Raw genomic sequence first — 23,385 nt, 5'->3', positions numbered from 1 at the left:
CCAGGGTAGGGCAGAGGCGGCGTTCATGGGCGCGCCCTACCCTGGGGCGTGGTGCCTTCCCTTCACGTTCCGCTGCTGCTCGCCGCGTTGTCTACTGGGCCGGTGAGTGCTGCCGCGCCGACTGTCCCCGCCCCCGCCGCCTCCCGCGTGGTGCTGCCGGTGTCGGTGCCCCTGGCGGGCGTGCAGGCCGCCGCCGAGGCCCGCGTGCCCGCCGAGCTCGCGCGGCTCGACCAGACCCGGTCGTTCCTGGGCGGGGCCTTTCAGGTGCGCCTCAGCGGCGCGGTGACGCGCACCGGCACCCCGACCATCGTCCCCGACGGCGACGCCCTGGTGGTGCGCGTGCCGCTGCGCGCCGAGTTCCAGGCGGCCCCGGTCGGGGTGGGGGCGGCCCTGGGGCGCACGTTCGGCGGCGCGGCGACCGTCAGCCTGCGCCTCACGCCCTACGTGACCCCCGAGTGGGAGGCGGGCGTGCGGGCCAGCGCCGACGCCGTGTGGACCGACCCCCTGAGCGTCGAGCTGGCCCCCGGCGTGAAGATCAGCGTGCAGTCGCTCGTGGGGGGGCAGGTGCGCGCGGCGCTGGACGGCGTGACGGCCGGCATCGAACGCTCGGTGCGCGAGGGGCTGGGGCTGCGGCGGCGCGCGGGCACGCTCTGGGCGAGGGTGCAGCGGCCCTGGACCCTGCCGCTGCCCGAGCCGGGCTACGCACTGGTGTCGCCCCAGGCGCTGGAAGTCACGCCCTTTCGCCTGAGTGCGCAGGAGGTCGGGGTGACGGTGGGGGCCACCTTCGGCCTGAGGGCGGGGCTGGGCCGCGCGCCCGAGGTCGCCGCCCGCTCCCTGCCCCCACTGGCGAGCGCGCCCACCCTCGCGCCGGGCCTGAGTCTGGCAGTGCCGCTGGCGCTGCCCTACGCCGACCTCTCGGCGCTGGCGACCCGCTCGGCCGCCGCGCGCCCCTACACCCTGCCGGTGCCCACCGGCCCGGTCCTGCATGTGCTGGACGTGCGCCTCACACCTGCCGGCACCCGTGTCCGGGCCGCCGTGCGCGCCGAGGTGCGCGGGCCGCTGGGCCTGCGGCTGGAAGTGACGACCGACGTGACCGGCAGCCCGGTCCTCGACCCTGCAACCCAGGTCGTGACCCTGCGGGACGTGAGTGTGCAGACGCGCCGGGAGGGCCTGAGCGGGCGCGCCGTCGCGTGGCTGGCCGACGCCCGCGCGCAGGAGTACCTGTCGCGCGCCGCCCGGTTCGACCTGACGCCCGCGCTGGAGCGGGCCCGGAGCAGCCTGGCCGCCCGCCTGCCCTTCTCGCCCGTGCCGGGACTGAACCTGGACGGGACGGTAGGGCCGCTGCGCGTGACGGCGCTGGACGTGACCCCCCAGGCCCTCGTGGTGCGGGCCGCCGTGACCGGCACCCTGCGCGCCGAGGTACAGGCCGGCGCGCTGAAATGAGGTGGGGTTCGGGCCCACGCCGGCCCGGAACCGGCCCTGCACAGGAATAAAAAAGCCCCACTCCCGCCGGGGAGAGGGGCCGTCCGGACGGTGGGCTCAGCGCCCGGCGCCGCCGTCGCCCCGGCGCAGGGGCAGGTAACGCGGTTCCCAGGCGCGCCCGCGGATGACCGCCTCCAGGGCCGCGTCGTCCATCGCGCGCACCCGGCGCTCGGCGCACACGCCGTCCACGATGGCCTGCCGCGCCACCCGGACCGCGACGCGCACGCTCAGCTCGCGCAGTTCGCTGATGGGCGGGTACACCCGGGGCACGCCGCCGCTCTGGGCGTTGTGCTCGGCGGTGTAGTCGGCTAGCGTCAGGGCGGCGGCCATCACCATGTTGTCGGTGATCTCGCGCGCCCGGCTGACCACCGCCCCGAAGCCCAGCCCCGGAAAGATGAAGGCGTTGTTACCCTGGCCGACCGCGTAACGTCCGCCCTCGTACTCGACATCGGGGAAGGGACTGCCCGAGGCGACCACCGCGCCGCCGCGCGTCCAGTGGATCAGGTCGGCGGGGCGGGCCTCGACATGGCTCGACGGGTTCGACAGCGGAAAGACGATGGGCCGGGGTGTATGCGCCAGCATCGCCTCGACCGTCTCCTGCCGGAACAGGCCCGGCACGCCGGTAAAGCCCAGCAGGGCGGTCGCGCCCGCCTGGGTCACGATCTCGTGCAGCGTCGGGTACTCGCCCGCATACGCCCAGCCCGCCACGTCCGCCGCCGAGCGCACGAAGCTGAGCTGCTGCTCTTCGAGGTCGGGCTGCCCGTCCATCAGCAGGCCGTAGCGGTCCACGACGTAGATGCGGGCGTTCGCGCCGGCGTAGTCCAGGCCCTCCTGCATCAGGCCCTGGCGGATGGCGGTCGCCACCCCGATGCCGGCGGCCCCCGCCCCCACGATCACGAACACCTGATCTTTCAGGCCCTCGCCCTTGAGGCGCGCGGCGCTGATGAGGCCCGCCAGGGCCATCGCCCCGGTGCCCTGGATGTCGTCGTTGAAGCTCGGCACCACCTTGCGGTAGCGCTCCAGCACCCGGAAGGCCGTACCGCGCGAGAAGTCCTCCCACTGGATGATCGCCTTGGGATAACGCGTGGCGACCGCCTCGACGAAGGTATCGAGGAACTCGTCGTAGTCGCTGCCGGTCAGGCGCTTATGGTGGCTGCCCAGGTACAGCGGGTCGTCGATGAGGTCCTGGCGGTTGGTGCCCACGTCGAGCTCGACCGGCAGGGTCTTGTCGGGGCCGACGCCGCCGGCCGCCGTGTACAGCGAAAGCTTGCCGATGGAGATCGCCATGCCGCCGAAGCCCTGGTCGCCCAGGCCCAGGATCGCGCTCGAATCGGTCGCCACGATCATGCGCACGTCGTTGACCGACACGTTCTCCAGCATGTCGTCGATGCGCCCGATGTCCGAACGGCTCACCGTGAAGCCGCGCGGGTAGCGGTAGTTGCCCGAGTAGTTCTTGACCGCCTCGCCCACCGTGGGCGTGTAGATGATGGGCAGCATCTCCTCGAGGTGGTCTTCGAGGACGGCGAAGAACAGGACCTCGTTGCGGTCTTGCAGGGCGCGCAGGTACTCGTGCTTCTCGAGATCGGTGCCGCACTGCAAGTAGCGCAGGTAGGTGCGCTGCTTCTGCTCCTCGAAGGTGCTGACGTGCGGCGGGATCAGGCCCTCGAGGCCCAGGTCCAGCCGCTCTTCGGGCGTGAAGGCGGTCGTCTTGTTCAGCAGCGGATTTTGCAGCAGGGCCAGCCCGGTCACGTGCACGTCAATGAACCGCTGGCCCTGCGCGTCCCGTTTGACATCGTAGTACCGGGAGACAGGGAGAGACTTCGGCATATTGCCCCAGCATAGCGGCGGCGTTCCTGCTGCGCGCCTGCCGGGGGCCACCCGGACTGAAACCGTCTGGGGGACGGCGGGCCCGCCCTCAGTCCCGCGCGGCCTCCCAGCGGCGACGCAGCTCGGCGAAGCCGTCCTGGAGCCGCGTTCCGGCCGTCACGACCTGGGTGGTGGTGCCGTGCCCGACCGCGTCGCCCAATTCGTTCACGGCGAACAGATCGGCGTGAATGCGCCGGCCGCCCTGCCGCGTGAAGGTCGCCGTGACGGTCACGCGCATGCCCGGCAGCGCCGAGGCCGTATGAAAGACCTCCAGCTGCGTGCCGATGCCTTCCTCGCCCTCCTCCAGAAAGGGCAGGATGAGCTTGCGCCCCGCCTCCTCGAAGTGCCGGGCCAGCCAGTAGGTCGCGTAGACCGGGTGGACCGGCCCGAGTTCGGCGAACTGGACGGTCATCTCGTCCGTCACCGTGATCACGAGCTGCTGCTGGAACCCCTCTGGCATGGTGCGCATGGCGTCAGGGTAACGGACATGAAGCGACGGTGAAACTGCTCGCCTCGTCAGGGGGCGTGCGCCCGGCCCCCCCGCTTACACTGCCGGGGTGAAGCTCAAGCCCGCCGATCTCCTGACCCTGATCCGTGAGGCCGCGCTGGCCTTCGGTCAGGACAAGGCCCCCCGACTGGCGGCGGCCATCGCGTACTACGCCATGTTCAGCATTGCCCCGCTGCTGGTGTTCGCCGTGGCCGTCGCCGGATTTTTTCTGTCCGACGCGACCGTCATCCAGCAGCTGTTCGGCCCCGGCAGCCTCATCGCGCAGAATCTGGGTGACCAGGCCGCCGAGTTCCTGCGCGGGCTGCTCGACAGCCAGCAGGGCGTGCAGCGCGGCTCGGGCTGGGCCACCACCATCGCCTTCGCGGTACTGTTCATGGGGGCCACAGGGCTGTTCGTGCAGCTTCAGGACGCCCTGAACAGCCTGTGGGGCGCCGACCCCGCCCCGCCGATGGGCGTGGTCGCCATCGTCAAGACGCGCGTGCTGGCCTTTTTCATGATCCTGCTCATCGGCCTGCTGCTGCTGCTGTTCCTGGGCCTGAACACCTACCTCTCGGCCATCGCGCAGAACCTCGGGGACCGCATCGGGGCCGGGGCCTTTCTCGTGCGCCTGGGCACCTTCGCCCTCTCGGCGCTGTTCCTCACGCCCATCTTCGCGGCCATCTACAAGCTGCTGCCGGTGGTGCGCCTGGAGTGGCGCGACGTGACGGTCGGCGGCGCGGTGACGGCCTTCCTGTTCACGCTGGGCCAGCTCCTGATCGGGCTGTATTTCGGGCAGGCGGCCCCCGGCAGCGCCTTCGCGGCGGCCGGCACCCTGGTCACGCTGCTGCTGTGGATCTACTACAGCGCCATGATCTTCTTCTTCGGCGCCGAGGTGACCTGGGTCTACACCCAGAAGTACGGCACGCGGGCGGGCGGCGCCGGCAACGTCGCCAAGAAGCGGGCGGTCGCCGAGATGGGCGCCGAGATCGACACCGCCCCCAGCGCCCAGGAGGCCGAGGCCGCCGCCCAGGCCGACCGCCCGGTGCGTGACGCCCGGGGCCGCGTGGTGGCGGGGCAGGAGCAGGGCCGGCGGTCTCGCCTGCGCTGGCCCCTGACCCGGGGCCGGGGGGCGCCGCGCCCGCCCGAGCCGGACGCCGGCCTGCCCACCGTGGGCAGCGCCCTCTGGAACGCCCTGAGCGCCGTGCTGGCGGTGCCGGCCGTGATCGTGCTGCGGCTGGTGGGCCTGGGTCGCCGCCGGAAGTAGACAGACACACGTGGGGGACGCGGGCGAACGTGGCCTGCGTCCCCCACAGCTGTGGTCTTAGAGCGTGACTGGGTAGGGCAGCGTGCCCTCGTAGATCGCGCGGCCCACGATGGCGCCCTCGATGCCCTCCTCGGCCAGCAGCCGCACGTCTTCCACGTCACGCACGCCGCCGCCCACGATCAGGGTGTTGAGCCACAGCCCGCGTACCTGGCGCATCAGGTCGCGGTCCAGGCCCTTCAGGGTGCCGTCGCGGGTCACGTCGGTAAAGATCAGGGTTTCCAGGCCCGCGTCGGCCAGTCGCGGGGTCAGCTCGGCCACCTGCACGCCGCTGCCCTGCGCCCAGCCGTGCGTGGCGACTTCCAGTCCGCGCGCGTCCAGGCTCACGACGACCGCCTCGGAGCCGTGGGCGGCGATGAGTTCGGCCACCAGTTCGGGGTTCTTCACGGCCGCCGTGCCGATCACCACGCGGCGCACACCCAGCGCGAGCAGGGCCTCGGCGTCCTCGCGGCTGCGCACGCCGCCCCCCACCTCGACCGGCACGTCCAGTCCAGAGACGATCTGCGCGATGATCTCCCGGTTCCCGCCGCGCCCGGTGGCGGCGTCGAGGTCCACGAGGTGCAGGAAGCCCGCGCCCAGGCCGGCCCAGTGGCGCGCGGCGTCCAGCGGCGACTCGAAATACACGGTCTCTCGGTCGGGGTCGCCTTCATACAGCCGGACGGCGCGGCCCGACTGGATGTCCACACAGGGCAGGATCAGGGGAGACAGGGAGCGGTTCACGCGCCCCAGCATACGGGGCGGCGTAGACCGGGGCGGTCCCCGGCCCGCTAGACTGCGCCTCAGCGTGCGAATCGGAATCGTGACTGCCACCTATCTGCCGTCCCGCAACGGGGTCGCCACCAGTACGGCGCTCTTTGCACGTGGCCTGCGGGAGCGCGGTCACGAGGTCCTGGTGTTCGCGCCCCGCCATCCGCAGATGCCCCCGCACGAGGACGGCGTCTACCGCCTGAACAGTTCATTCGCGGGCGCGCGGGCGCTGGGTGCCCCGGCCGACTACCCGGTCATGCTCGCGCCCGGCCCCCGGCTCACCGCGCGGCTGCCCCTGCGCGGGCTGGACGTGGTCCACACCATGCACCCCTTCCTGGCCGGGCGGCTGGCGCTGCGCTGGGCGCGGCTCGCGGGCGCGCCGGTGGTCTTCACGGCGCACACCCAGTACGACGAGTACCTGCACTACACGCCCATGCCCCGGCGGGTGGGCCGGGCGGTGCTGCGTCCCCACGTCTCGGCCTTCGCGCGGCGGGTGGACGCCGTCCTGGCCCCCGGACAGGCGATGGTGGACATGCTGCGCGGCTACGGGTTCGCGGGCGAGACGACCCTCTTTCCGAACCCGGTGGACCTCACGGCCTTCGCGGGGGCGTCGGGGGCCGCCTTCCGGGCCGAGTACCACGTCGCGCCGGACGTGCCCCTGGTCGTGTCGCTGGGGCGACTGGCCCCCGAGAAGAATCTGGGGGTCATGTTGCGGGCCTTCGACCGCGCGCGGGCCAGCCGCCCCGAACTGCGGCTGCTGGTGGTCGGCGACGGCCCCAGCCGCGCCGAGGCGCAGGCGATGGCCCCCGAGGGCGTGACCTTCACCGGCCCGGTGCCCTACGCCCGCGTGCCCGAAGCCCTGGCCGCCGCCGACGCTTTCCTGACGGCCAGCACCAGCGAGGTGCTGCCCATGTCCATGATCGAGGCGCTGGCCGCCGGGGCGCCTCTGGTGGCGGCCCGCAGCGCCGCCGCCCTCGACCTGATCCGTGAAGGCGAGAACGGCACGGTGCGGGAGGCCACCCCCGACGACCTGTCGCTGGGCCTGCTGGAGACGCTGGCCCCCGCGCGTCTGGGGGCCCTTCAGGCCGGCGCGCGCGCCAGTGCCCGGCAGTACGCGCTGCCCGAGCGCGCCGCTGCCCTGGAGGCGGTCTATCTGCGTGTGCTGGCCCGCCGCCGCCCGCATTTCTGAGCGCCAGCCGGGCAGCCCGACCTGCAAAGGCAGGCGATCCGGTCATGTCACGGCAAAGCAGAGACCCCAGCATCTCTGCTGGGGTCCCTCTGCTGGTGCCGAGGATGGGATTTGAACCCACACACCTCGCGGCGCTAGTCCCTGAAACTAGTGCGTCTACCAATTCCGCCACCTCGGCACGCTTCCGTCGTTCGCAGCTCAGGCTGCACAGCTCCGGTTGCTTTGGTATCTCGCCCGCGCTAACGGGCGCGTTTCAGGCTCGCTTACTTTAGCGGCGACTCCCGGAACTGTCAAGCGCCGCGCGAGATGGCCGCCCGCGTGTCCTCCAGAATTCCGGCGGCGAGGGTCTCGCCGCGCGCCGACCATCCGGTGCGCCGGGCCTGGAGCCGCGCCCGTTCCTCACCCTCCAGGTGCCGCAGGTTGATGTCCAGGGTCAGCAGGGCGGCTTCCAGCGCGCCGCGCAGCAGGGCCGCGCCCGCGCCCACGTCGCTGACCACCTCGGGGTGCGTATGCGGCAGGCAGGCCTGGGCCTGTTCGAGCGCCTCCACGCAGGCCTGCGCGGTCTCCAGCGGCGCGGCGCGGGCCGCTTCCCCGGCCCGGTCCAGGGCGGCGCGGCGCGCGGCCTGCTCCTCCTCGGTGGTGCGGGGCAGGCGTGTGGCGTCCACGTAGCCCCGGAACACCGCCACGTCCTCGTCGGTCAGGCGGCGCAGGTGGCCCTGGACCTCCTCCAGCGTGTCCAGGGCCGCCGTCAGGGCGAGGTCGGGTACCTGGCCCGCCTTCTGCGCCTTGTGCAGGCTGATGCGCGCGGCCATCAGGACCAGCCCGGCCCCGAAGGCCCCACTCAGGGCCGCCACCGAGCCGCCGCCGGGGGTGGGCTGGCGGCTGCTGGTGGCGCTCAGGAGGTCCTGGGCGGTGTGGGTCCAGAGGGTGTCGGGGAGGGTCATGGCCGCACTGTAGCGGCAATGTGGCCCTGGCAGGCTCCCTGCGGCGAGACGGCGGTGGGGCGCGGCCCGCAAGCTGCGCCCCACCTCTCCGGACCCTGCCGGGGGTCGTCCGTTCCGCAGGGGGGCCGGCGCCTATGCGGCGGCCCCGCGGTCACGTCCGCCTTACTTCACCAGACCGAGCTTGCGGACCTCGTCGCGCTCCTCGCTCAGTTCCTGCGCGGTGGCGTCCATCTTGCCCCGGCTGAAGTCGGAGATGTCCAGGCCCTGCACGATCTCGTACTTGCCGCCGCTGGTGCGCACCGGGAAGCCGTAGATCAGGCCCTCGGGGATGCCGTAGCTGCCGTCCGAGGGAATGCCCATGCTGACCCACTCGCCTTCGCGGGTGCCCAGCGCCCAGTCGCGCATGTGGTCGATGGCCGCGCTCGCCGCCGAGGCCGCGCTGCTCAGGCCGCGCGCCTCGATGATCGCCGCGCCGCGCTTGGCGACGGTCGGGATGTAGGTCTGCTCGTACCAGTCGCGTTCGACGAGGTCCAGCGCAGGCTGGCCGCCCACCGTCGTCTGCGAGAGGTCGGGGTACTGGGTCGAGGAGTGGTTGCCCCAAATGGTCATGTTCTTGATCTCGCTCACCGGCTGGCCGGTCTTCTCGGCGAGCTGCGATACGGCGCGGTTGTGGTCCAGGCGCACCATCGCCGTGAACTGCTTGGGGTCGAGGTCCGGCGCGTTCTGCTGGGCGATCAGGGCGTTGGTGTTGGCGGGGTTGCCCACCACGAGCACCTTGACGTCACGGCTGGCGACGGCGTTCAGGGCCTCGCCCTGGGGCTTGAAGATGCCGCCGTTGGCGCCCAGCAGGTCGCCGCGCTCCATGCCGGCCTTGCGGGGCATGGCGCCCACGAGCAGCGCGTAGTCGGCGTCCTTGAAGGCCACCATCGGGTCGTCGCTGACCACGATGTCGGCCAGCAGCGGGAAAGCGCAGTCGCGCAGTTCCATGACCACGCCGCCCAGCGCCTTGAGGGCCGGGGTGATTTCCAGCAGTTGCAGGATGACCGGCTGATCCTTACCCAGCATGTCGCCCGAGGCGATGCGGAAAAGCAGGCTATAGCCGATCTGGCCGGCCGCGCCGGTGACGGCCACACGTACGGGTTGCTTGTTCGCCATGAAAGTTCCTCCCAGAAGAAATGGTTTTACGGCTCACCATAACGCGAACCGGGCCGCCGCGGCGCGCGTACCCGCAGGGGAACAGCCCGGCCGCCGCGGCGAAGGGGCCGCCTGCCCGTCCCCGGATGGGAAAGGCGGCGGCCCCGCGCGCGCGGCGGCCGGCGGGCCTGCCCTTATTTTTTCTGGCTCTGGGGGGGCGTGTCGTCGCCCAGGCTCCAGAAGTCGAGGTCGTCCACGGCGCTGCCCAGACTGCTGAGCTGGGCCATGTCCCCGGCGCTGGCCTGGCCCTGCACCTGCACGGTGCCCGCGCGGGCCGTGTTCTGACCGATGGCTCCGGCCATCACGTCGGCGGGGACGGCGGCGAACATCCGCGCGGCCTGCTGGGGCGTGGCGTCGAGCAGCACGTCGCCCAGCACCTCGTCGGGAATGTCCTGCGACACGCGGGCGCGCGCCGACGAGAGGGCCGACGCGTCGATTTCGGGCCGCGCGGCCGTTTCCTCGTCGAGGTGCCGGGTGCCGGGAGGCTGGACCTGCGGCGCGCTCTCCTGCGGCGGACCGGCCGTGCCGGAACGCTTCCTGAGCACCAGAAAGGCGACAATCGCCACGACAATCAGCAGAAGAATCAGGAACTTCATGGGTACACCTTGGGCGGAAAGAAGCGGAGACGGGCCTTCAGAGGTTGAGGGCGGCGGCAGGTCGTTCCCGGTCCGGGACGTTCCGGCTCGGCGGGACGTGGCTCGGGTTGAGGGTAGCCTACGGCCCCAACCCTGTCGCCGCTCTTACTTTGTGCTCAGCTTCAGCTTTTTTGCCCCTGATTGGGGGCAGCGGCCAGGCCGGAAAAAGGGGCAGAGGCGCGCGGCCCCTGCCCCGGGTGTGCCCGGTGTTCAGGCTTCCTGGTAGCTCTTCTCGATGGGCATACCCACGGCGTTGCCCCACTCGGTCCACGAGCCGTCGTAGTTGCGCACCTTGGGGTAGCCCAGCAGTTCGCGCAGCACGAACCACGAGTGGCTGCTGCGTTCGGCGATGCGGCAGTAGGCGATCACGTCCTTGTCGGGGGTCACGCCCTCGCCGCCGTACAGCGCCGAGAGTTCGTCGGCCGACTTGAAGGTGCCGTCCTCGTTGGTGGCCTTGGCCCAGGGGATGCTGCGCGCGCCGGGGATGTGGCCGCCGCGCAGTACGCCTTCCTGCGGGTAGTTCGCCATGTGCGTGACCTTGCCCGAGAACTCGTCGGGGCTGCGCACGTCCACCAGGGCGCCCTGCCCGGCCTTGACGCTCTCGAGGTGCGCCTTGACCTCGTCGCGGTAGGCGCGCAGGCTGTCGTCGCGCGTCAGGGCGGGGTACTCGGTCGCCTGCACCGGGGTTTCGTCGGTGGTCAGCTCGCGGCCCTCGGCGACCCACTTCTGACGCCCGCCGTTCATGAGCTTCAGCGGGTTTTTCACGCCGCTGTAGCTCATGAACCAGTAGGCGTAGGCGGCCCACCAGTTGCTCTTGTCGCCGTACAGCACGATCTGGTCGTCCGGGCCGATGCCCAGGCGGCCTAGCAGCGCCGCGACCTCGTCGGGACCGATGAAGTCGCGCTCGACCGGGTGCCAGAAGTCCTGCTGCCAGTCCACCTTCACGGCGCCGGGGACGTGCCCGGTGTCGTACAGCAGGATGTCCTCGTCCACCTCGATCAGGCGCAGGCCCGGCTGGCCCAGATGTTCGGCCACCCATTCGGTATTCACCAGCACGTCTTTCGCGTAGTCCATCTGTCTTCCTCCCTTGTGTGGGCCGGGGGGCCCAGGCTGTGCACGATTATTCTGCGGCGGCCGGTAGTTGACCAAAAGAGTCAACTGGACAGGGCTCACCATAGCGTCTGTGCCGCCCACGTTACAGTAGCGGCATGACCGACGCCGCTCCCCTCCCCGACAAGCTGCAAGGGATCGTGAATCTCTTCCGCTCGGCCCCCAAACCCCTGCGCCTCCAGGCCCTGCTGGAGTACAGCAAGAAGCTCCCCGCCCTGCCCGAGAAGTACGCTGAGCACCCCGAATTCATGCAGGCGGTGCCCGAATGCACCAGCCCCTTTTTCCTGGTGACCGAGCGGGACGAGGCGGGCGGCGTGAAGATGTTCTTCAAGGTGCCCGAGGAGGCCCCGACCGTACGCGGCTACGCGGGCATCCTGAACGAGGCCCTGAGCGGCGAGTCGCCCGAGACGATCCTGAGCGTGCCGGACCAGTTCTACATGGACATGGGGCTCTCGGAACTCATCACGCCGATGCGCCTGCGCGGCATGGGCGCCATCCTGATGCGCCTGAAGCGCGACGTGCAGGCCCACGCCGAGGAAGGCGCCGCCCAGAGCTGAAGGGCCAAAGGGACAGCTAAAGGGACAGGGGAGAGGCCGCGTGTGTCTTTCCCCTTCGCTTTGTCTATCGACGCCTACTGGTCGCCGCTCAGGGCGCGGCCCAGGGCCCAGGCGCTCAGCCCCAGGGCCGCGCCGTAGAACACGTGCGCGCCCAGACGGTTGAGATGTCCCCGCGCGTTGCCTGCACCCGGCCCGTCCTGAAGGCCCAGCAGCGGCACGACGCCCTCGTCCATGAGTGCCCACAGTCCTGCCCCGAAGGCGGCTCCCAGGCCCAGCCCGCCCAGGGCGCTCGGCGGCGCGGCGACGGCCCCGAAGGCGGCCCCGCTCAGGAGCCCCATGCCCCAGTGGACCCCTTCGCTGAGGTCGTTTTTCAGGCGGTCGCTGCGGGGGGGCTTGCCCTTCAGGGCCTCGTAGCCCAGGCGGCCCAGCGCGGCGGTGCTGCTCTCGCCGGGCTGGTGCACCTGCCCCAGCGGCGCGATCGAGTGCTTGTCCGGGCCCTTTTCGGGCGGCGCACTTTGAGGCTGTACCAGCGGGGCGATCTTCGTCCAGTACTGCCCCATCGCCAGGGTGCCTGCCGCGCCCCCCACCAGTCCGGTCAATACGCCGCGTAAGGTCGTCATGGGGTCAGGCTAAGGGCGGCGCCGGCCGGGCGACGGGCTGGCTAAAGGATTGCTCAGCGGAAAGCGCTCAGGCGCCGGGGCGGTGGGCGGCGAGCAGCGCCGCGAGCGCCTGCCCCCGGTGGCCCACCGCGCGCTTTTCCGGCACGCTCAGCTCGGCCATGCTGCGGCGTTCGCCGTCGGGCACGAACAGCGGATCGTAGCCGAAGCCGCCCTGCCCGCGCGGTCCTTCCAGCAGGATGCCCCTTACCTCGCCCCGGTATTCCTCCAGGTCGCCGTCGGGGTAGGCCAGCACGATCACCGACACGAATTTGGCCCGGCGGTCGCGGGTGCCGCGCAGTTTCTCCAGCAGGTAGAGGTTGCGTTCCAGGTCGCTGTTGCGGTTTCCGAAACGGGCCGAGTACACCCCCGGCTCGCCGCCCAGCGCGTCGACCTCCAGGCCGGAATCGTCGGCCAGGGCGGGCAGGCCGGTCATCATGGCAGCCGCGCAGGCCTTCAGGGCGGCGTTCTCGGCGTAGGTGCTGCCGGTCTCCTCGGGCAGGGGCAGGCCGCTCAGCCCCTGGACCTCCCAGCCCAGGCCGCCCAGCGCCTCCTCGATCTCGCGGACCTTGCCCGCGTTGCTTGTCGCCACGACCACGCGGCGGATGTTCCGGCTCTCACTCGTCACCCCCGCAGTGTAGGCCGTCGGCGTGCCTGTCAGTCGGCGGCCAGTGCCCGCACCAGCCGGTCCTGGGCCGCGCGCAGCTCCAGCAGCGGCGTGCTCTCGGGGCCGTTCATCAGGACGGCGAAGGCTAGGGTGCGCCCACTGCGCGCGGTGACATACCCGGCCAGGGCGCTGACCCCGGGCAGCGTGCCGGTCTTGGCGCGCACGTCCAGCCCACTGCCGGTCAGGCGCGCGGCCAGGGTGCCGCCGCGTCCCTCCTTGCTGCCGCCCACGCCCGCCTGCGGCAGCGCCTCGGCGAACAGGTTGCGCCGCGTGGCGTACACCTGGGCCGGGGTGTCGGTGGTGGGCGCGGCGGTGTAGGGCAGGTCGTACATCACCTTGAGCAGCCCCACCAGCGCGCGCGGAGTCTGTCGGTCGCTGCGGCTCAGGCCGCTGCCGTCGGCCAGCACCACGCCGCTGAGGTCCACGCCCAGGCGGCGCAGGGCGGCGCGTTCGCGGTTCAGGGTCCCGGCCAGGGTGCCGCTGCCGGCGTCGTCTTCGCCGGGCAGCGCGGCCAGGGCGGCGAGCAGGGACTCGGCACGGGCGTTGTCGCTGGGGCGCAGGGTGCTGTTCAGGAAGGGCGTGACCGGCCCGCTGCGCACGCTGGCGACCCCGGACTCGGGCCGGCGCGCGGCCGGAATGACCGGGTCGGGGTCCAGGCGGCGGCCCTGGGCGTCCTGCCGGGGGGCCGGCACGTAGGGCCGCCGGGGCACCGCCGTGCCCAGGGCGTCGCGGTCCACCCGGATGCCGGCGCGGCGCAGTTCCCCGATCAGGGCCGCGCCCAGACGGCGCTGCGCCTCGGCCACGCTGCCGGGGGGGCGGGCTTCCCACCCGCTCAGGCGCAGGGCGGGCATGGGCAGGCCGTACTCGGTGGCGGCGAAACTCGCGGCGTCCACCCGGCCGGGGTCGAGCCGCACCTCGCCCGCGCGCCGCACGCCGCGCGCGTAGGCCTGGGCGGCCAGGGCGCGCAGGCTGTTGGCGCCCTCCGAGACGCTCAGGGTGGGGTCGCCGCTGCCGCGCAGGGTCAGGGCGTTCACGCGCGCCTGGCCTTCCTGAGCCGCCGGGACGGTCAGCTCGGTGCTCCACCAGCCGCGCGCGCCCTGACGCGCGATCAGCGTGGCCGCGCCGGTGACCAGCTTGGTGGTGCTGGCCGGAATCAGGGGCGTGTCGGGCGAGAGGGCCGCCGTCACCTCGCCCGTACCCAGGTCGCGCACGAGCAGCGCCGTGGTCACGTCGCCCGGCAGGCCACGCAGCGCCGCGCGCAGCTGCGGGGTCAGGCCGGGTTCGCGCGGCAGCACCACGTCGGCGGCCGGGGCCGGTGTCGCGGTCTGGGCCGGGGCAGGGGTGGGGGCCAGCAGGGCCGCGGCGGCCAGCAGCGCCCCCGGTAGCCGGGCCCTCAGGGGGTCGCTCCGGCGGCCGCCTCACGCGCGGCGCGCTCCTGCATCGCCAGGTACATGCCGTACTGCGGCGCGCCGCCGAGCATGTTCTGGCCGCCGTCCACCGGCAGGATCACGCCGGTCACGTAGCTCGCGGCGTCCGACACCAGGAACAGCGCGGCGTTGGCGATGTCCTGCGGCACCCCGAAGCGGCCCAGCGGCACGGTCCGGGTGAACTGCGCACGCGTCTTCTCGTCGGGGGCGAGGCGCGCCATGCCCTCGGTGCCGTCGATGGGGCCGGGGATGATCGCGTTGACCCGCACGCCGCGCAGCCCCCACTCGACCGCCAGGGTCTGCGTCAGGGCGTCCACGCCGGCCTTGGCCGCGACCACGTGCGCCTGCATGGGCACCGGCACCCCGTAGGCGCTGATGCTCAGGACGCTGCCGCCCGGCGTCTTCAGGTGCGGGGCCGCCGCCTTGATGGTGTTGTAGGTGCCCAGCAGGTCGATGTCCACCACCGTCTTGAAACCGTTGGGGCTGATGCCGTCCACCGGGGCCGGGAAATTGCCCGCCGCACCCGCCAGCACGATGTCCAGGGGACCGTGGGCCTGTGCGGCCTGCTCGGCCGCCGCCTGAAGGGCCGCGAAGTCGCGCACGTCGGCCGAGACGCCGGTGGCCCGGCCTCCCGCCGCGACGATGCCCTCCGCCGCCGTCTGGGCCTTTTCGAGGTTGCGGCCCAGGATCGTGACCGCGCAGCCGTGCGCCGCGAAGCTCTGCGCGATGCCGAGATTGATGCCGCTGCCCCCGCCCGTAATCAGGGCGTGCTTGCCGGCGAGCAGGTCGGGGCGGAAGGTCGTGGCGGGGTCGTGGGGCTGGGTCATGGGGACTCCTGGGGTGGTGTGAGAGCTGGGGTCAGGCTTTGCGCAGGGCCGCTTGCAGCCCCTCGGCGGTCATGTAGCGGGCGTTCCAGGCGACGTCGGCGGCCAAGCGCCCGGCGTGCGGCCCTTCGGCGTTCAGGGACCGCTTGGTGCCCTCCAGCGCGTGGGGGGGCAGGACGGCCAGGGCGTCGGCAAGGGCATCGGCCCGCGTGAACAGGGCCTCGGGGTCGGGCAGCACCTCGGTCACCAGGCCCCAGCGTTCGGCGGTGGCGGCGTCGATCGGCTGGCCGGTCAGGGCGAGGTGCGCCGCGCGGCCCCGCCCGATCAGCCCCGGCAGGCGCTGGAGGCCCCCCAGGTCGGCCGCGATGCCCAGGCGCACCTCGGGCAGCATGAACCGGGCGTCGGCGCTGCACAGCCGCAGGTCGGCCGCCGCCGCGAGTTCCAGCCCCGCGCCGATGCACCAGCCGTGCGCGGCCACGATCACCGGGATGGGCAGCGCGGCCACACCTTCGGTGACCGCGTGCATCCCGGCCACGACCGCCGCGAAACCGGCCTCGTCGCCCAGCACGGGCAGCAGGTCGGCGGCGCTGGCCTTCACGTCCAGCCCGGCGCTGAACAGGCCCTCGCCGCGCACGGTCAGCACCCGCGCGCCGCCCAGGTCGGACAGGGCCTGCGCCGCGCCGCGCCAGAACTCCGGCCCCATCGCCCCCATCTTGGAGGTGATGGTCAGCGTGGCGACCTCCTGGCCCCCCTCGGTGGTCCGGCGACTGAGCCGAACACTCTCGTTCGTCATGAACCGAGTCTAGAACAGTTCGCCGGGTGAGAGGGAGCAGCTTTCGCTTGCGGCCTGGCCCGCGCCGTCCTGCCGGAGCGTGAGAATTCCCACCAGTTTATAAAGTTTTCATGGCCCTCATCCTCAGCGCCTTCCGGGGTGGACTGCCACAATGAACACACTTGGAAGGTGCGGGTGTTCCCCTCAGGGGTTCTTCTGACCTGGCCCACTGTCCCCGGAGGTTCCTATGAAGCGACTGCACTCCCTGACCACCCTGACCCTGCTGCTGTGCGGCGGCGCCCTCGCCGGCGGCGCAGGTGCGCCCGTCACGCCCGTGACCACCGCACCGGCTCCCGCGCCCGTGGCGCCGGCCCCCGCGCCCAAGCCGATGCCCATGCCCGTCGTCGCCCCGGCCCCCGCGCCGGTGGTCTGCACGCCCGGGACCTGGGCCAAGGCCGCCATCGACCTCGTGACCCAGCGCGGCCTGTTCATCGGCTACCCCGACGGCCAGTTCGACTGGTGCAGCGCCATTACCCGCCAGGAAGTCGCGCAGGTGCTCGCCCGCCTGCTCGCGCAGCTGCCCGCCAACCAGACCACCTTCAACCCCGAGGAACTCGCCACCCTGACGCGCGGCGTGCAGGAAGCGCTGGCAGGCCTGGAAGCCCTGCGCGCCGAGCAGGCCGCCCAGAACCAGGCCATCACCGAACTCCAGACCCAGGTGCAGGCCCTCCAGGAAGCCCTGAACAACCTGCCGGCGGCGGGTGCGGGCGAGGCGGGCGCCGTGGGTGCGGCTGGCCCTCAGGGTCCCCAGGGTGAGACCGGGGCCACCGGGCCTGCGGGCGCGACCGGCGCGACTGGTCCCCAGGGTCCTCAGGGCGTGGCGGGCCCCACCGGCCCCCAGGGTCCCCAGGGCATCCAGGGCGAGCGCGGCGAGAAGGGCGACGCCTACATTCCCCCCGCAGCTCCCTTCCGCTACGGCAACTACGTCGGCGCGGCGTACTACGGCATCCTCCAGCAGAACGTCGGCTCGATGGTGCGCCTCACGGCCGGCAACGACCAGCTCATCGGCGGCTTCGGCGTGCGCCTCACGGGCGACATCCGCGTCACGGGCAGCACCCCCGGCAACAGCGTGAGCGGCGCGGTGACCTACCGCGGCACCACCGGCCGGATCGACGGCATCCTGGGCGTGGGCGCGGGCTACAACTTCCAGAACGCCTCGACCTTCGGTGAACTGTCGGTGGGCGTGGACTACCGCGTCCTCGACCGCGTGGCCCTGTTCGGCGAAGCCCGCCAGCACTACTTCTTCAACGGCAGCAACACCAACGTCAGCACCATCGCCGCCGGCCTGAAGTTCCGCTTCTAAGCCCTTCCCCATATTCCCCGGCGCCCTCCCTGTGAGGGCGTTTTTCATTGTCTTGGCCGCACCTTTAGGTCGCTTAGAGATTGTGTGGGGCGCTAGGTTGGCGCCCCTGACTTTGCCGGAAGCTGCCCGACAAGAGGCGCGCGGCTCCTGGCCCGCACCCACCGCACTTCATCCCCCGGAGGTCCACCCATGAAACTGTCCAACATCCTGTACATCCTCGGGTTCGGTTCGATCATCCTCAGCGCCGTGAACTTCTTCAAGAGCGAGGACTCGGACAGTGAGCGCAACGGCATCTTCGTGGGTCACTGGGCCCCCACTTTCCTGATTCTGGGCAAGGTCGCCGAGGACCGGGAGAAGGACGGCCGGAGCCTGTTCGACTTCAGCTGAAGGCGACAAAAAGAAGGCGGGCGACTCCTCTAGGGTCGCCCGCCTTCTCTTCTGACTTCACATCTCCATGCGCACTTTCAGGAAGTTGGTCATGACTGCCCCCCGCTTGTAGAAGGGGTTGTCCATGATCTTCACGTAGAGCGGAATGGTGGTCTTGGGTCCCTGGATGACGGTTTCTTCCAGGGCGCGTTTCATGCGGGCAATCGCCTGGTCGCGCGTATCGTGGTGCACGATCAGCTTGCCGATGAGGCTGTCGTAGTGCGGCGGAATCACGTAGCCGCTGTAGGCGTGCGAATCCACCCGGACGCCGGGGCCGCCCGCGAAATGCACGTCCTCGATCTTGCCCGCCGCCGGGCGGAAGTCCTTGTCCGGGTCCTCGGCGTTCAGGCGGCATTCGATGGCGTGCCCCCGCAGCCGGATGTCCTCCTGCTGGAGGGGCAGGCCCTCACCGGCCGCGATCTGGAGTTGCAGGCGCACGAAGTCCAGGCCCGAGATCATCTCGGAAACGCAGTGCTCGACCTGGATACGGGTGTTCATCTCCATGAAGTAGTAGTTGCCGTCGCGGTCCACGATGAATTCCAGCGTGCCCGCCCCGGCGTAGTTCACGTGCTGCGCGAGGCGCACGCCCGCCGACAGGATCTCCTGGCGCAGCGTCTCGGGCAGCTGCGAAGGCGCCTCCTCGATGAGCTTCTGGTTGCGGCGCTGGATCGAGCAGTCGCGCTCGCCGATATGGACCACGTGACCCTGGCCGTCGCCCATGACCTGCACCTCGACGTGCCGGAACTCTTCCAGGAACTTTTCCATGATGAGGTCCGGGTCGCCGAAGTACAGCCTCGCTTCTTCCTGCGCCTGCGCGAAGCCTTTCTTCAGCTCGTCCTGCGTGCGGATGATTTTCTGGCCGCGCCCGCCGCCCCCGGCCGAGGCCTTGAGCAGCACCGGGTAGCCGATCTGCTTGGCGGCCAGGAGCGCGGCGTCGGTGTCCTCCAGAATGCCGGTGCCGGGCACGGTGGGCACGTTGCTCTTGGCGGCGATTTCGCGCCCGCCCGCCTTGCTGCCCAGGGCGCGCATGCTCTCGGGCGTCGGTCCGATGAACACGATGCCGTGCTCACGGCACATCTCGGCGAAGTCGGGGTTCTCGGCCATGAAGCCGTAGCCGGGGTGGATCGCCTCGGCGCCGGTCATGAGCGCCGCCGAGAGGATGTTGGGAATATTGAGGTACGAGGCGCCGCTCGCGGGCGGCCCGACGCACACCGACTCGTCGGCGAGCAGGACAGGCAGGCTCTTCTCGTCGGCCGTCGAGTACACCACGACCGTCTTGACGCCCATCTCGCGCGCCGTGCGGATCACGCGCAGGGCGATCTCGCCCCGGTTGGCAATCAGGATCTTCTTGAACATATCCGCTCCGGGCCTTACTCGATGACGAACAGGGTCTGTCCGTATTCGACCGGTTCGGCGTTCTTGACCAGGATCTGGCGCACCACGCCGCCCGTCTCGGCCTCGATCTCGTTCATCAGCTTCATGGCCTCGATGATGCACAGGACCTGACCGGCCGCGACCGTGTCGCCCACCTTCACGTAGGGGGCCGCGTCGGGGCTGCTCGACGCGTAGAAGGTGCCCACGATAGGGGCTTTGACCGGCGTTCCGGCGCTGGCCGGGGCACTGGGGGCCGGAGCCTCGGTGCTGGGGGAAGCCGGGGCCTCGCTGACCGCCGGGGATGCGGCTGGGGTCACGTCGGCCGGCGTAGCCGGGACCTGCGGCTGGGCCAGGGGCGCGGCGGCCAGCGGGGCGGGGGCGGCGTAGGCCTGCGGCGCGGGCAGCTGTGGGGCGGCCAGGGGCGCCGAGACGGCCTGCGGACCGCGCTTGAGGGCGAGGTCGAAGCTGCCGGTCTTGAGGGCGAATTCGCGCACGTCGGCGGCGCTCAGGGCGTCGAGGATCTTCTTCAGGTCGTCGGGATGCATGGAACCTCCAGAAACACGGAAACGGGGCAGAAGCTTGAAGCGGGCGCGGAGACGCCTGCCTAACGGGCGTTTGGCTGAACCGAGTCTAACGCGAAGAGGCCAGCCGCCTTCCGTGGGGGGAAGGCGGCTGGCAGGCAGGGCACGGCGTTTAGGCGCGGCTGAGGTACTGGCCGGTGCGGGTGTCCACCTTCACGTCGGTGTCCTGCTCGACGAACAGGGGCACCTGCACGACCGCGCCGGTTTCCAGGGTCGCGGGCTTGGTACCGCCCGAGACGGTGTCGCCGCGCACGCCGGGGTCGGTCTGCACGATCTTGAGAATCACCTGGTTGGGCAGCGAGATGCTCAGGGCCTTCTCGCCGTACATGGCGACTTCGACCTCGGTGTTCTCCTTCATGAACTTGGCGGCGTCACCGACGAGGTTGGGGGCCAGGTACACCTGGTCGTAGGTGTCGAGGTCCATGAACACGAAGTCGTTGCCGTCCTTGTACAGGTACTGCATCTTCTTGCCTTCGACGTAGATGTCCTGGAGCTTTTCGCCGCTGTTGAAGGTGCGGTCCACGATGCTGCCCGATTCCATGTTGCGGAACTTGGTCACGACCTTCGCGCCCCCGCGCCCCATCTTGAGGTGCGAGTACTCCAGGCATTCCCACAGGCCGCCGTCCATTTCCACTTTCGTGCCGTTACGCAGTTCAGTCACGCTGATCATGTCGTCTTTCTCCTCCCGTTTCTGTCCGGGGCCGCCTCGGACACCGCCGCTGTCCATCCATGAAGGCCGGGACCGGGGCCGGGCCAGGGGCCGCGCGGCAACGCCCGCAAGTCTAGCAGAGACCCGGCTTTGCCTTCCATACTGGACCCTTCCACCCCTGGGGCGGGTTTGCTATGCTGTCAGGGTTGCCCGCCCGCCCCCTGTTCTGCTGACCCGGAACGGGCCGAGCGCGAGGCGGCGAAGAGACCTTCTCAAGGAGAACCACCATGGAACTGAACGCCAAACCCCGCAGCAGCAGCGAAAAGCTGGCCGAAGGCATGATCCCCGCCGTCGCCTACAACAAGGAAAACAACATTTCCTTCGCCATCGACCGTAAGGCCTTCGACCGCGCCTTCCGCACCCAGGGCACCGCCGGCCTGTTCGACATCAGCGTCGAGGGCGGCCAGACCTTCCCCGCACTCGTCAAGACCGTCCAGATGGACAAGCGCCGCCGCGCGCCCATCCACGTGGACTTCTTCATGGTCACCTACGGCGAGCCCGTCGAAGTGTCGGTGCCCGTGCACACCACCGGCCGCAGCCAGGGTGAAATCCAGGGCGGCCTGGTTGACACCGTGCTGCACAACCTGAGCGTCATCGCTCCGGGGCCGCGCCGCATTCCCCAGGAACTGACCGTGGACGTGAGCGCCCTGAACATCGGCGACCACATCACCGCCGGTCAGGTCAAGCTGCCCGACGGCGTCAAGCTGGCCGTGGCCGAGGACACCGTCGTCATCAGCGTGCTGCCCCCGCGCCTGACCGCCGAGCAGCTCGAAGCCGAAACCCAGGCCGCCCAGGTGGCGGGTCTGGTCGCCGCCGGCGAGATCTCGGAAGAAGCCGCCCAGGCCGTTCTGGAAGGCGACGCCAGCATCGACGAGGTCAAGACCGAAGCCGCGAGCGAGGCCGACGCCGAGACGGCCGAAGCCAGCGACGAAGCCAACAACGCCTGAATCCAGGTGTGACCGGGCCGGGATTCCCTGCGGGGGGTCCCGGCTTTCTGTTGGGCCGGGCGCCGTACCCTGGGCCATGTCGCCGCCGGATCTCCTGACGTTGCCCCTGGGCGGGACCGTGCCCAACAGTGCGCTGCCCGCCCGCCTCTACCGCGCAGCCTTCGCATATGCGTCGCCGGACCAGATCGAAGCCGCCCTGGCGGGCCGGGGCTGGACTGGGGCCTGGCGAAACGGCATCTATCCTTTCCATCACTACCACTCGACCGCCCATGAGGTCCTGGTGGTCGTGCGGGGGGCGGCGTGGGTCACCCTGGGGGGCGAGGGAGGACTACAGGTGTCCGTGCGGGCGGGCGATACCCTGCTGCTGCCTGCCGGGACCGGCCACCGGAATGACAGGTCCAGTCCTGATCTCCTGGTGGTCGGGGCCTATGCGGGAGGCCGTGCCTGGGACACCTGCCGCCCGGAGACGACCGATCCGGCCGATGCCCGCGCACGTATCGCCGGGGTGCCGATCTGGGCGCAGGAGCCGGTGGACTGACTGCCCTCTGGACTACCGCTGGAAGCGTCAGCCCCACAGGGCCACGAACTGCTCCACGTTCCAGCCCACGAGGTCCGAGACCTGTCCGTCGCCCACCTCGACGATCCGCAGTGCGCCGTCCTTCCTCATCGCCACGTCCACCGAGAAGAAGGGGAGGGCCAATCGCCCGGCGCAGGTCCACACGATCTCGGGAACGGATGATCCGTCGGCCGAGGCGGGTTGCCCCCCCACCACGAAGTACCGCCGCTCGGTGCTGGGCATGAAGACTTCGAAGCGGCGCACGCACAGCCCGCCCTCGATCTGTCCCCGGAAATGGGCCATCTCGGCCAGCAGGGTCCTGATCTGCTCCGGGCGCTCGATCAGGCTGCCACCACCAGTCTTGAGCGATTTGACATGGTCCTTCACGAAAAACCGGTCCCAGCCCAGGGCGCGCAGCCGGGTCTCGGCGGTGTCCAGATCGGTGAAGCAGATTGTCTCGGGCGTCAGGTCGGCCAGTAGGGGAAGCCAGTTGGGGAGATGGTGGGCCCCGAGATACTGCGCCGCCGAGGTCAGCAATTCGGCGCCGGTCGCCTGTACGGCCGCCTCCAGCGCGGCGTACCCGGCGGCGTCCAGCATCCAGCCCCGGTATAGCGCCGTGTCGCCGGCCTCGGCGGCGGGGCGCAGCCGGCCGTCCTCATCCAGGGTAGAGACCGACCAGCCCAGCGCGGCGAAGGCGGCGGCCTCCCCGGCATACTGCGCGTCGGGTTGGGTAGGGGAGAAGTAATCGGCCGGAACGATCAGGCGCATGGCCGGAGCATAGGGCAGGCCCCCCAGCTGGGCCGTCCGCAGAGGTGCGGCCCGACCTGTGTCTTGGCAAGGCTGCCGGCGAGTGAACCGGCGACGCAGTACGTTGTGCGTCGCCATGAACATGTTGTTCGGTGGCCTCAGCTTTTCGGGCGCCCACAAGCAATATCTGCCCGTCATGCCTCAGGCATTGGAGGCAGGAAGTTCATACCGTGGCTGACCGGGATGGTGTCCAAGATGAATTCGAAGCTGCCCTTCAGGGTATCCTCGTCAGTCGAGAAGACAGAGGCCCTTTTCCAAGCTGGTCGTGTAGACCGCCACGGCGGCTTCAGCGCGCTGATGATCTGCGCGGCTATGTGGCCCAGACCGCTCAGTGTCACGAAGCTTCCTCTTCAATCTGGCCCTTACGTTCCGGCGCTTCATGGGAGGGGAGGTCGTCATGCCCGCGCGTAGGAGCGACGTGACCCCTGTGAGGACGAGGGTTCTGGGAATGCACATCTCAAGTCCCTCAATCGCCCTGAGGAGATCTGCATTTCTCGCTGCTCTGCCCTTTGGCCCGGGTCGCAGGGCTGGTGGCGGCTCAACATGCACCCGCCCGCGCGGTCGCTCACATTCGACTTCGTCACCTCGGCGCCCACCGCCGGGACGCGTCCGAAGATTGCGTGGCTGAGGATAGGGGCCAGACTGTGTCGTCCAATCGTCGCATCCCTGACGCAGGTCCTGCCGGCACACGCCACAGTCTAGGCTCTCGGCCTCCACGTCGGTCAGGCCGGTGGCTGTGGTACG

At 70.9% G+C, this 23,385-nt stretch carries 24 protein-coding genes and 1 tRNA gene; 8 read left to right on the top strand and 17 right to left on the bottom strand.

Annotated elements, in window-relative coordinates; genetic code table 11:
* The first annotated feature begins 48 nt into the window (after window positions 1–48).
* Window positions 49–1,443, top strand: coding sequence for a DUF4403 family protein (locus DGO_RS12620; RefSeq protein WP_226991368.1), 1,395 nt, complete (start codon window positions 49–51; stop codon window positions 1,441–1,443).
* 96 nt (window positions 1,444–1,539) lie between these two features.
* On the opposite strand, the gene DGO_RS12615 is transcribed toward DGO_RS12620, so the two are convergent.
* Window positions 1,540–3,309, bottom strand: a complete 1,770-nt coding sequence (locus tag DGO_RS12615) for an NAD-dependent malic enzyme (protein WP_014685908.1) — start codon at window positions 3,307–3,309, stop codon at window positions 1,540–1,542.
* A gap of 88 nt (window positions 3,310–3,397) precedes the next feature.
* Entirely contained in the window at window positions 3,398–3,817 is a 420-nt protein-coding gene (locus DGO_RS12610; RefSeq protein WP_014685907.1) for a thioesterase family protein, read from the bottom strand.
* A gap of 88 nt (window positions 3,818–3,905) precedes the next feature.
* Here DGO_RS12610 and DGO_RS12605 point away from each other — a divergent pair, with 88 nt between their 5' ends.
* The gene (locus DGO_RS12605; protein ID WP_043802353.1) at window positions 3,906–5,099 is read left to right on the top strand and encodes a YihY/virulence factor BrkB family protein; all 1,194 of its coding nucleotides are present in this window, start codon (window positions 3,906–3,908) and stop codon (window positions 5,097–5,099) included.
* A 57-nt stretch (window positions 5,100–5,156) separates the two neighbouring features.
* Here DGO_RS12605 and hisA read toward each other — a convergent pair whose 3' ends face one another.
* Complete coding sequence (gene hisA / locus DGO_RS12600) at window positions 5,157–5,876, bottom strand: 1-(5-phosphoribosyl)-5-[(5-phosphoribosylamino)methylideneamino]imidazole-4-carboxamide isomerase (RefSeq protein WP_226991367.1); 720 nt, start codon at window positions 5,874–5,876, stop codon at window positions 5,157–5,159.
* Between the two features lie 64 nt (window positions 5,877–5,940).
* Between hisA and DGO_RS12595 the strand changes: the two genes are divergently transcribed.
* The gene (locus tag DGO_RS12595) at window positions 5,941–7,092 is read left to right on the top strand and encodes a glycosyltransferase family 4 protein (protein ID WP_014685904.1); all 1,152 of its coding nucleotides are present in this window, start codon (window positions 5,941–5,943) and stop codon (window positions 7,090–7,092) included.
* A 93-nt stretch (window positions 7,093–7,185) separates the two neighbouring features.
* Here the strand turns inward: DGO_RS12595 and DGO_RS12590 are convergent.
* From DGO_RS12590 to DGO_RS12570, 5 genes are all read right to left on the bottom strand, one after another.
* Window positions 7,186–7,270: transfer RNA gene (locus DGO_RS12590), tRNA-Leu, on the bottom strand.
* A 112-nt stretch (window positions 7,271–7,382) separates the two neighbouring features.
* Complete coding sequence (locus DGO_RS12585) at window positions 7,383–8,036, bottom strand: cyclodeaminase/cyclohydrolase family protein (RefSeq protein ID WP_083847294.1); 654 nt, start codon at window positions 8,034–8,036, stop codon at window positions 7,383–7,385.
* A 162-nt stretch (window positions 8,037–8,198) separates the two neighbouring features.
* A complete protein-coding gene (locus DGO_RS12580; RefSeq protein ID WP_014685902.1) occupies window positions 8,199–9,191 on the bottom strand; it encodes a malate dehydrogenase in 993 nt (330 codons plus the stop codon).
* 173 nt (window positions 9,192–9,364) lie between these two features.
* The gene (locus tag DGO_RS23325; protein ID WP_043802348.1) at window positions 9,365–9,826 is read right to left on the bottom strand and encodes a hypothetical protein; all 462 of its coding nucleotides are present in this window, start codon (window positions 9,824–9,826) and stop codon (window positions 9,365–9,367) included.
* Window positions 9,827–10,075: 249 nt separating this feature from the next.
* On the bottom strand, window positions 10,076–10,939 hold the full coding sequence (locus DGO_RS12570; protein WP_014685900.1) for a sulfurtransferase: 864 nt from the start codon (window positions 10,937–10,939) through the stop codon (window positions 10,076–10,078).
* Between the two features lie 134 nt (window positions 10,940–11,073).
* Between DGO_RS12570 and DGO_RS12565 the strand changes: the two genes are divergently transcribed.
* Window positions 11,074–11,532: a SufE family protein gene (locus DGO_RS12565; protein ID WP_043802344.1), complete on the top strand. Its 459-nt coding sequence runs from the start codon at window positions 11,074–11,076 to the stop codon at window positions 11,530–11,532.
* A gap of 74 nt (window positions 11,533–11,606) precedes the next feature.
* Here DGO_RS12565 and DGO_RS12560 read toward each other — a convergent pair whose 3' ends face one another.
* From DGO_RS12560 to DGO_RS12540, 5 genes are all read right to left on the bottom strand, one after another.
* Window positions 11,607–12,152, bottom strand: coding sequence for a hypothetical protein (locus DGO_RS12560; protein WP_014685898.1), 546 nt, complete (start codon window positions 12,150–12,152; stop codon window positions 11,607–11,609).
* 67 nt (window positions 12,153–12,219) lie between these two features.
* On the bottom strand, window positions 12,220–12,816 hold the full coding sequence (rdgB, locus tag DGO_RS12555) for an RdgB/HAM1 family non-canonical purine NTP pyrophosphatase (RefSeq protein ID WP_043802340.1): 597 nt from the start codon (window positions 12,814–12,816) through the stop codon (window positions 12,220–12,222).
* A 29-nt stretch (window positions 12,817–12,845) separates the two neighbouring features.
* Window positions 12,846–14,153: a D-alanyl-D-alanine carboxypeptidase/D-alanyl-D-alanine-endopeptidase gene (locus DGO_RS12550; protein WP_226991366.1), complete on the bottom strand. Its 1,308-nt coding sequence runs from the start codon at window positions 14,151–14,153 to the stop codon at window positions 12,846–12,848.
* Between the two features lie 95 nt (window positions 14,154–14,248).
* Entirely contained in the window at window positions 14,249–15,109 is an 861-nt protein-coding gene (locus DGO_RS12545; RefSeq protein WP_043802336.1) for an SDR family oxidoreductase, read from the bottom strand.
* 31 nt (window positions 15,110–15,140) lie between these two features.
* Window positions 15,141–15,899 carry an enoyl-CoA hydratase-related protein gene (locus DGO_RS12540; RefSeq protein ID WP_014685894.1) on the bottom strand — a complete coding sequence of 253 codons (759 nt, stop codon included), beginning with the start codon at window positions 15,897–15,899 and terminating at the stop codon, window positions 15,141–15,143.
* Window positions 15,900–16,125: 226 nt separating this feature from the next.
* On the opposite strand from DGO_RS12540, the gene DGO_RS23865 reads away from it, so the two are divergent.
* Complete coding sequence (locus tag DGO_RS23865) at window positions 16,126–17,241, top strand: coiled-coil domain-containing protein (RefSeq protein WP_083847293.1); 1,116 nt, start codon at window positions 16,126–16,128, stop codon at window positions 17,239–17,241.
* 189 nt (window positions 17,242–17,430) lie between these two features.
* Window positions 17,431–17,628 (top strand): hypothetical protein, encoded by a 198-nt coding sequence (locus DGO_RS12530; RefSeq protein ID WP_014685892.1) that lies wholly within the window; start codon window positions 17,431–17,433, stop codon window positions 17,626–17,628.
* A 57-nt stretch (window positions 17,629–17,685) separates the two neighbouring features.
* Here the strand turns inward: DGO_RS12530 and accC are convergent, their stop codons facing one another.
* The 3 genes from accC to efp all read right to left on the bottom strand — a co-directional run bounded on the left by accC (window position 17,686) and on the right by efp (window position 20,292).
* The gene (gene accC / locus DGO_RS12525; RefSeq protein WP_014685891.1) at window positions 17,686–19,023 is read right to left on the bottom strand and encodes an acetyl-CoA carboxylase biotin carboxylase subunit; all 1,338 of its coding nucleotides are present in this window, start codon (window positions 19,021–19,023) and stop codon (window positions 17,686–17,688) included.
* Window positions 19,024–19,037: 14 nt separating this feature from the next.
* Window positions 19,038–19,586: an acetyl-CoA carboxylase biotin carboxyl carrier protein gene (gene accB / locus DGO_RS12520; protein WP_014685890.1), complete on the bottom strand. Its 549-nt coding sequence runs from the start codon at window positions 19,584–19,586 to the stop codon at window positions 19,038–19,040.
* 148 nt (window positions 19,587–19,734) lie between these two features.
* A complete protein-coding gene (efp, locus tag DGO_RS12515) occupies window positions 19,735–20,292 on the bottom strand; it encodes an elongation factor P (RefSeq protein WP_014685889.1) in 558 nt (185 codons plus the stop codon).
* Window positions 20,293–20,558: 266 nt separating this feature from the next.
* Here efp and DGO_RS12510 point away from each other — a divergent pair, with 266 nt between their 5' ends.
* On the top strand, window positions 20,559–21,278 hold the full coding sequence (locus DGO_RS12510; protein ID WP_014685888.1) for a 50S ribosomal protein L25/general stress protein Ctc: 720 nt from the start codon (window positions 20,559–20,561) through the stop codon (window positions 21,276–21,278).
* Between the two features lie 76 nt (window positions 21,279–21,354).
* Window positions 21,355–21,816 (top strand): cupin domain-containing protein, encoded by a 462-nt coding sequence (locus DGO_RS12505; protein WP_014685887.1) that lies wholly within the window; start codon window positions 21,355–21,357, stop codon window positions 21,814–21,816.
* Window positions 21,817–21,843: 27 nt separating this feature from the next.
* Here DGO_RS12505 and DGO_RS12500 read toward each other — a convergent pair whose 3' ends face one another.
* Window positions 21,844–22,602 carry an ATP-grasp domain-containing protein gene (locus DGO_RS12500; RefSeq protein WP_014685886.1) on the bottom strand — a complete coding sequence of 253 codons (759 nt, stop codon included), beginning with the start codon at window positions 22,600–22,602 and terminating at the stop codon, window positions 21,844–21,846.
* Window positions 22,603–23,385 lie beyond the last annotated feature (783 nt).

The sequence above is a fragment of the Deinococcus gobiensis I-0 genome (assembly GCF_000252445.1).
Taxonomy (GTDB): Bacteria; Deinococcota; Deinococci; order Deinococcales; family Deinococcaceae; genus Deinococcus; species Deinococcus gobiensis.
This window is presented reverse-complemented; position numbering and strand designations above follow the sequence as displayed.

Bases quoted from the DNA above. Each gene is read 5' to 3' on its own strand.
- DGO_RS12615 (WP_014685908.1), bottom strand. From the start codon at position 3,309: ATGCCGAAGTCTCTCCCTGTCTCCCGGTACTACGATGTCAAACGGGAC.
- DGO_RS12610 (WP_014685907.1), bottom strand. From the start codon at position 3,817: ATGCGCACCATGCCAGAGGGGTTCCAGCAGCAGCTCGTGATCACGGTG.
- DGO_RS12585 (WP_083847294.1), bottom strand. From the start codon at position 8,036: ATGACCCTCCCCGACACCCTCTGGACCCACACCGCCCAGGACCTCCTG.
- DGO_RS12580 (WP_014685902.1), bottom strand. From the start codon at position 9,191: ATGGCGAACAAGCAACCCGTACGTGTGGCCGTCACCGGCGCGGCCGGC.
- DGO_RS23325 (WP_043802348.1), bottom strand. From the start codon at position 9,826: ATGAAGTTCCTGATTCTTCTGCTGATTGTCGTGGCGATTGTCGCCTTT.
- DGO_RS12570 (WP_014685900.1), bottom strand. From the start codon at position 10,939: ATGGACTACGCGAAAGACGTGCTGGTGAATACCGAATGGGTGGCCGAA.
- DGO_RS12565 (WP_043802344.1), top strand. From the start codon at position 11,074: ATGACCGACGCCGCTCCCCTCCCCGACAAGCTGCAAGGGATCGTGAAT.
- DGO_RS12560 (WP_014685898.1), bottom strand. From the start codon at position 12,152: ATGACGACCTTACGCGGCGTATTGACCGGACTGGTGGGGGGCGCGGCA.
- DGO_RS12545 (WP_043802336.1), bottom strand. From the start codon at position 15,109: ATGACCCAGCCCCACGACCCCGCCACGACCTTCCGCCCCGACCTGCTC.
- DGO_RS12540 (WP_014685894.1), bottom strand. From the start codon at position 15,899: ATGACGAACGAGAGTGTTCGGCTCAGTCGCCGGACCACCGAGGGGGGC.
- DGO_RS23865 (WP_083847293.1), top strand. From the start codon at position 16,126: ATGAAGCGACTGCACTCCCTGACCACCCTGACCCTGCTGCTGTGCGGC.
- DGO_RS12530 (WP_014685892.1), top strand. From the start codon at position 17,431: ATGAAACTGTCCAACATCCTGTACATCCTCGGGTTCGGTTCGATCATC.
- accC (WP_014685891.1), bottom strand. From the start codon at position 19,023: ATGTTCAAGAAGATCCTGATTGCCAACCGGGGCGAGATCGCCCTGCGC.
- accB (WP_014685890.1), bottom strand. From the start codon at position 19,586: ATGCATCCCGACGACCTGAAGAAGATCCTCGACGCCCTGAGCGCCGCC.
- efp (WP_014685889.1), bottom strand. From the start codon at position 20,292: ATGATCAGCGTGACTGAACTGCGTAACGGCACGAAAGTGGAAATGGAC.
- DGO_RS12510 (WP_014685888.1), top strand. From the start codon at position 20,559: ATGGAACTGAACGCCAAACCCCGCAGCAGCAGCGAAAAGCTGGCCGAA.
- DGO_RS12505 (WP_014685887.1), top strand. From the start codon at position 21,355: ATGTCGCCGCCGGATCTCCTGACGTTGCCCCTGGGCGGGACCGTGCCC.
- DGO_RS12500 (WP_014685886.1), bottom strand. From the start codon at position 22,602: ATGCGCCTGATCGTTCCGGCCGATTACTTCTCCCCTACCCAACCCGAC.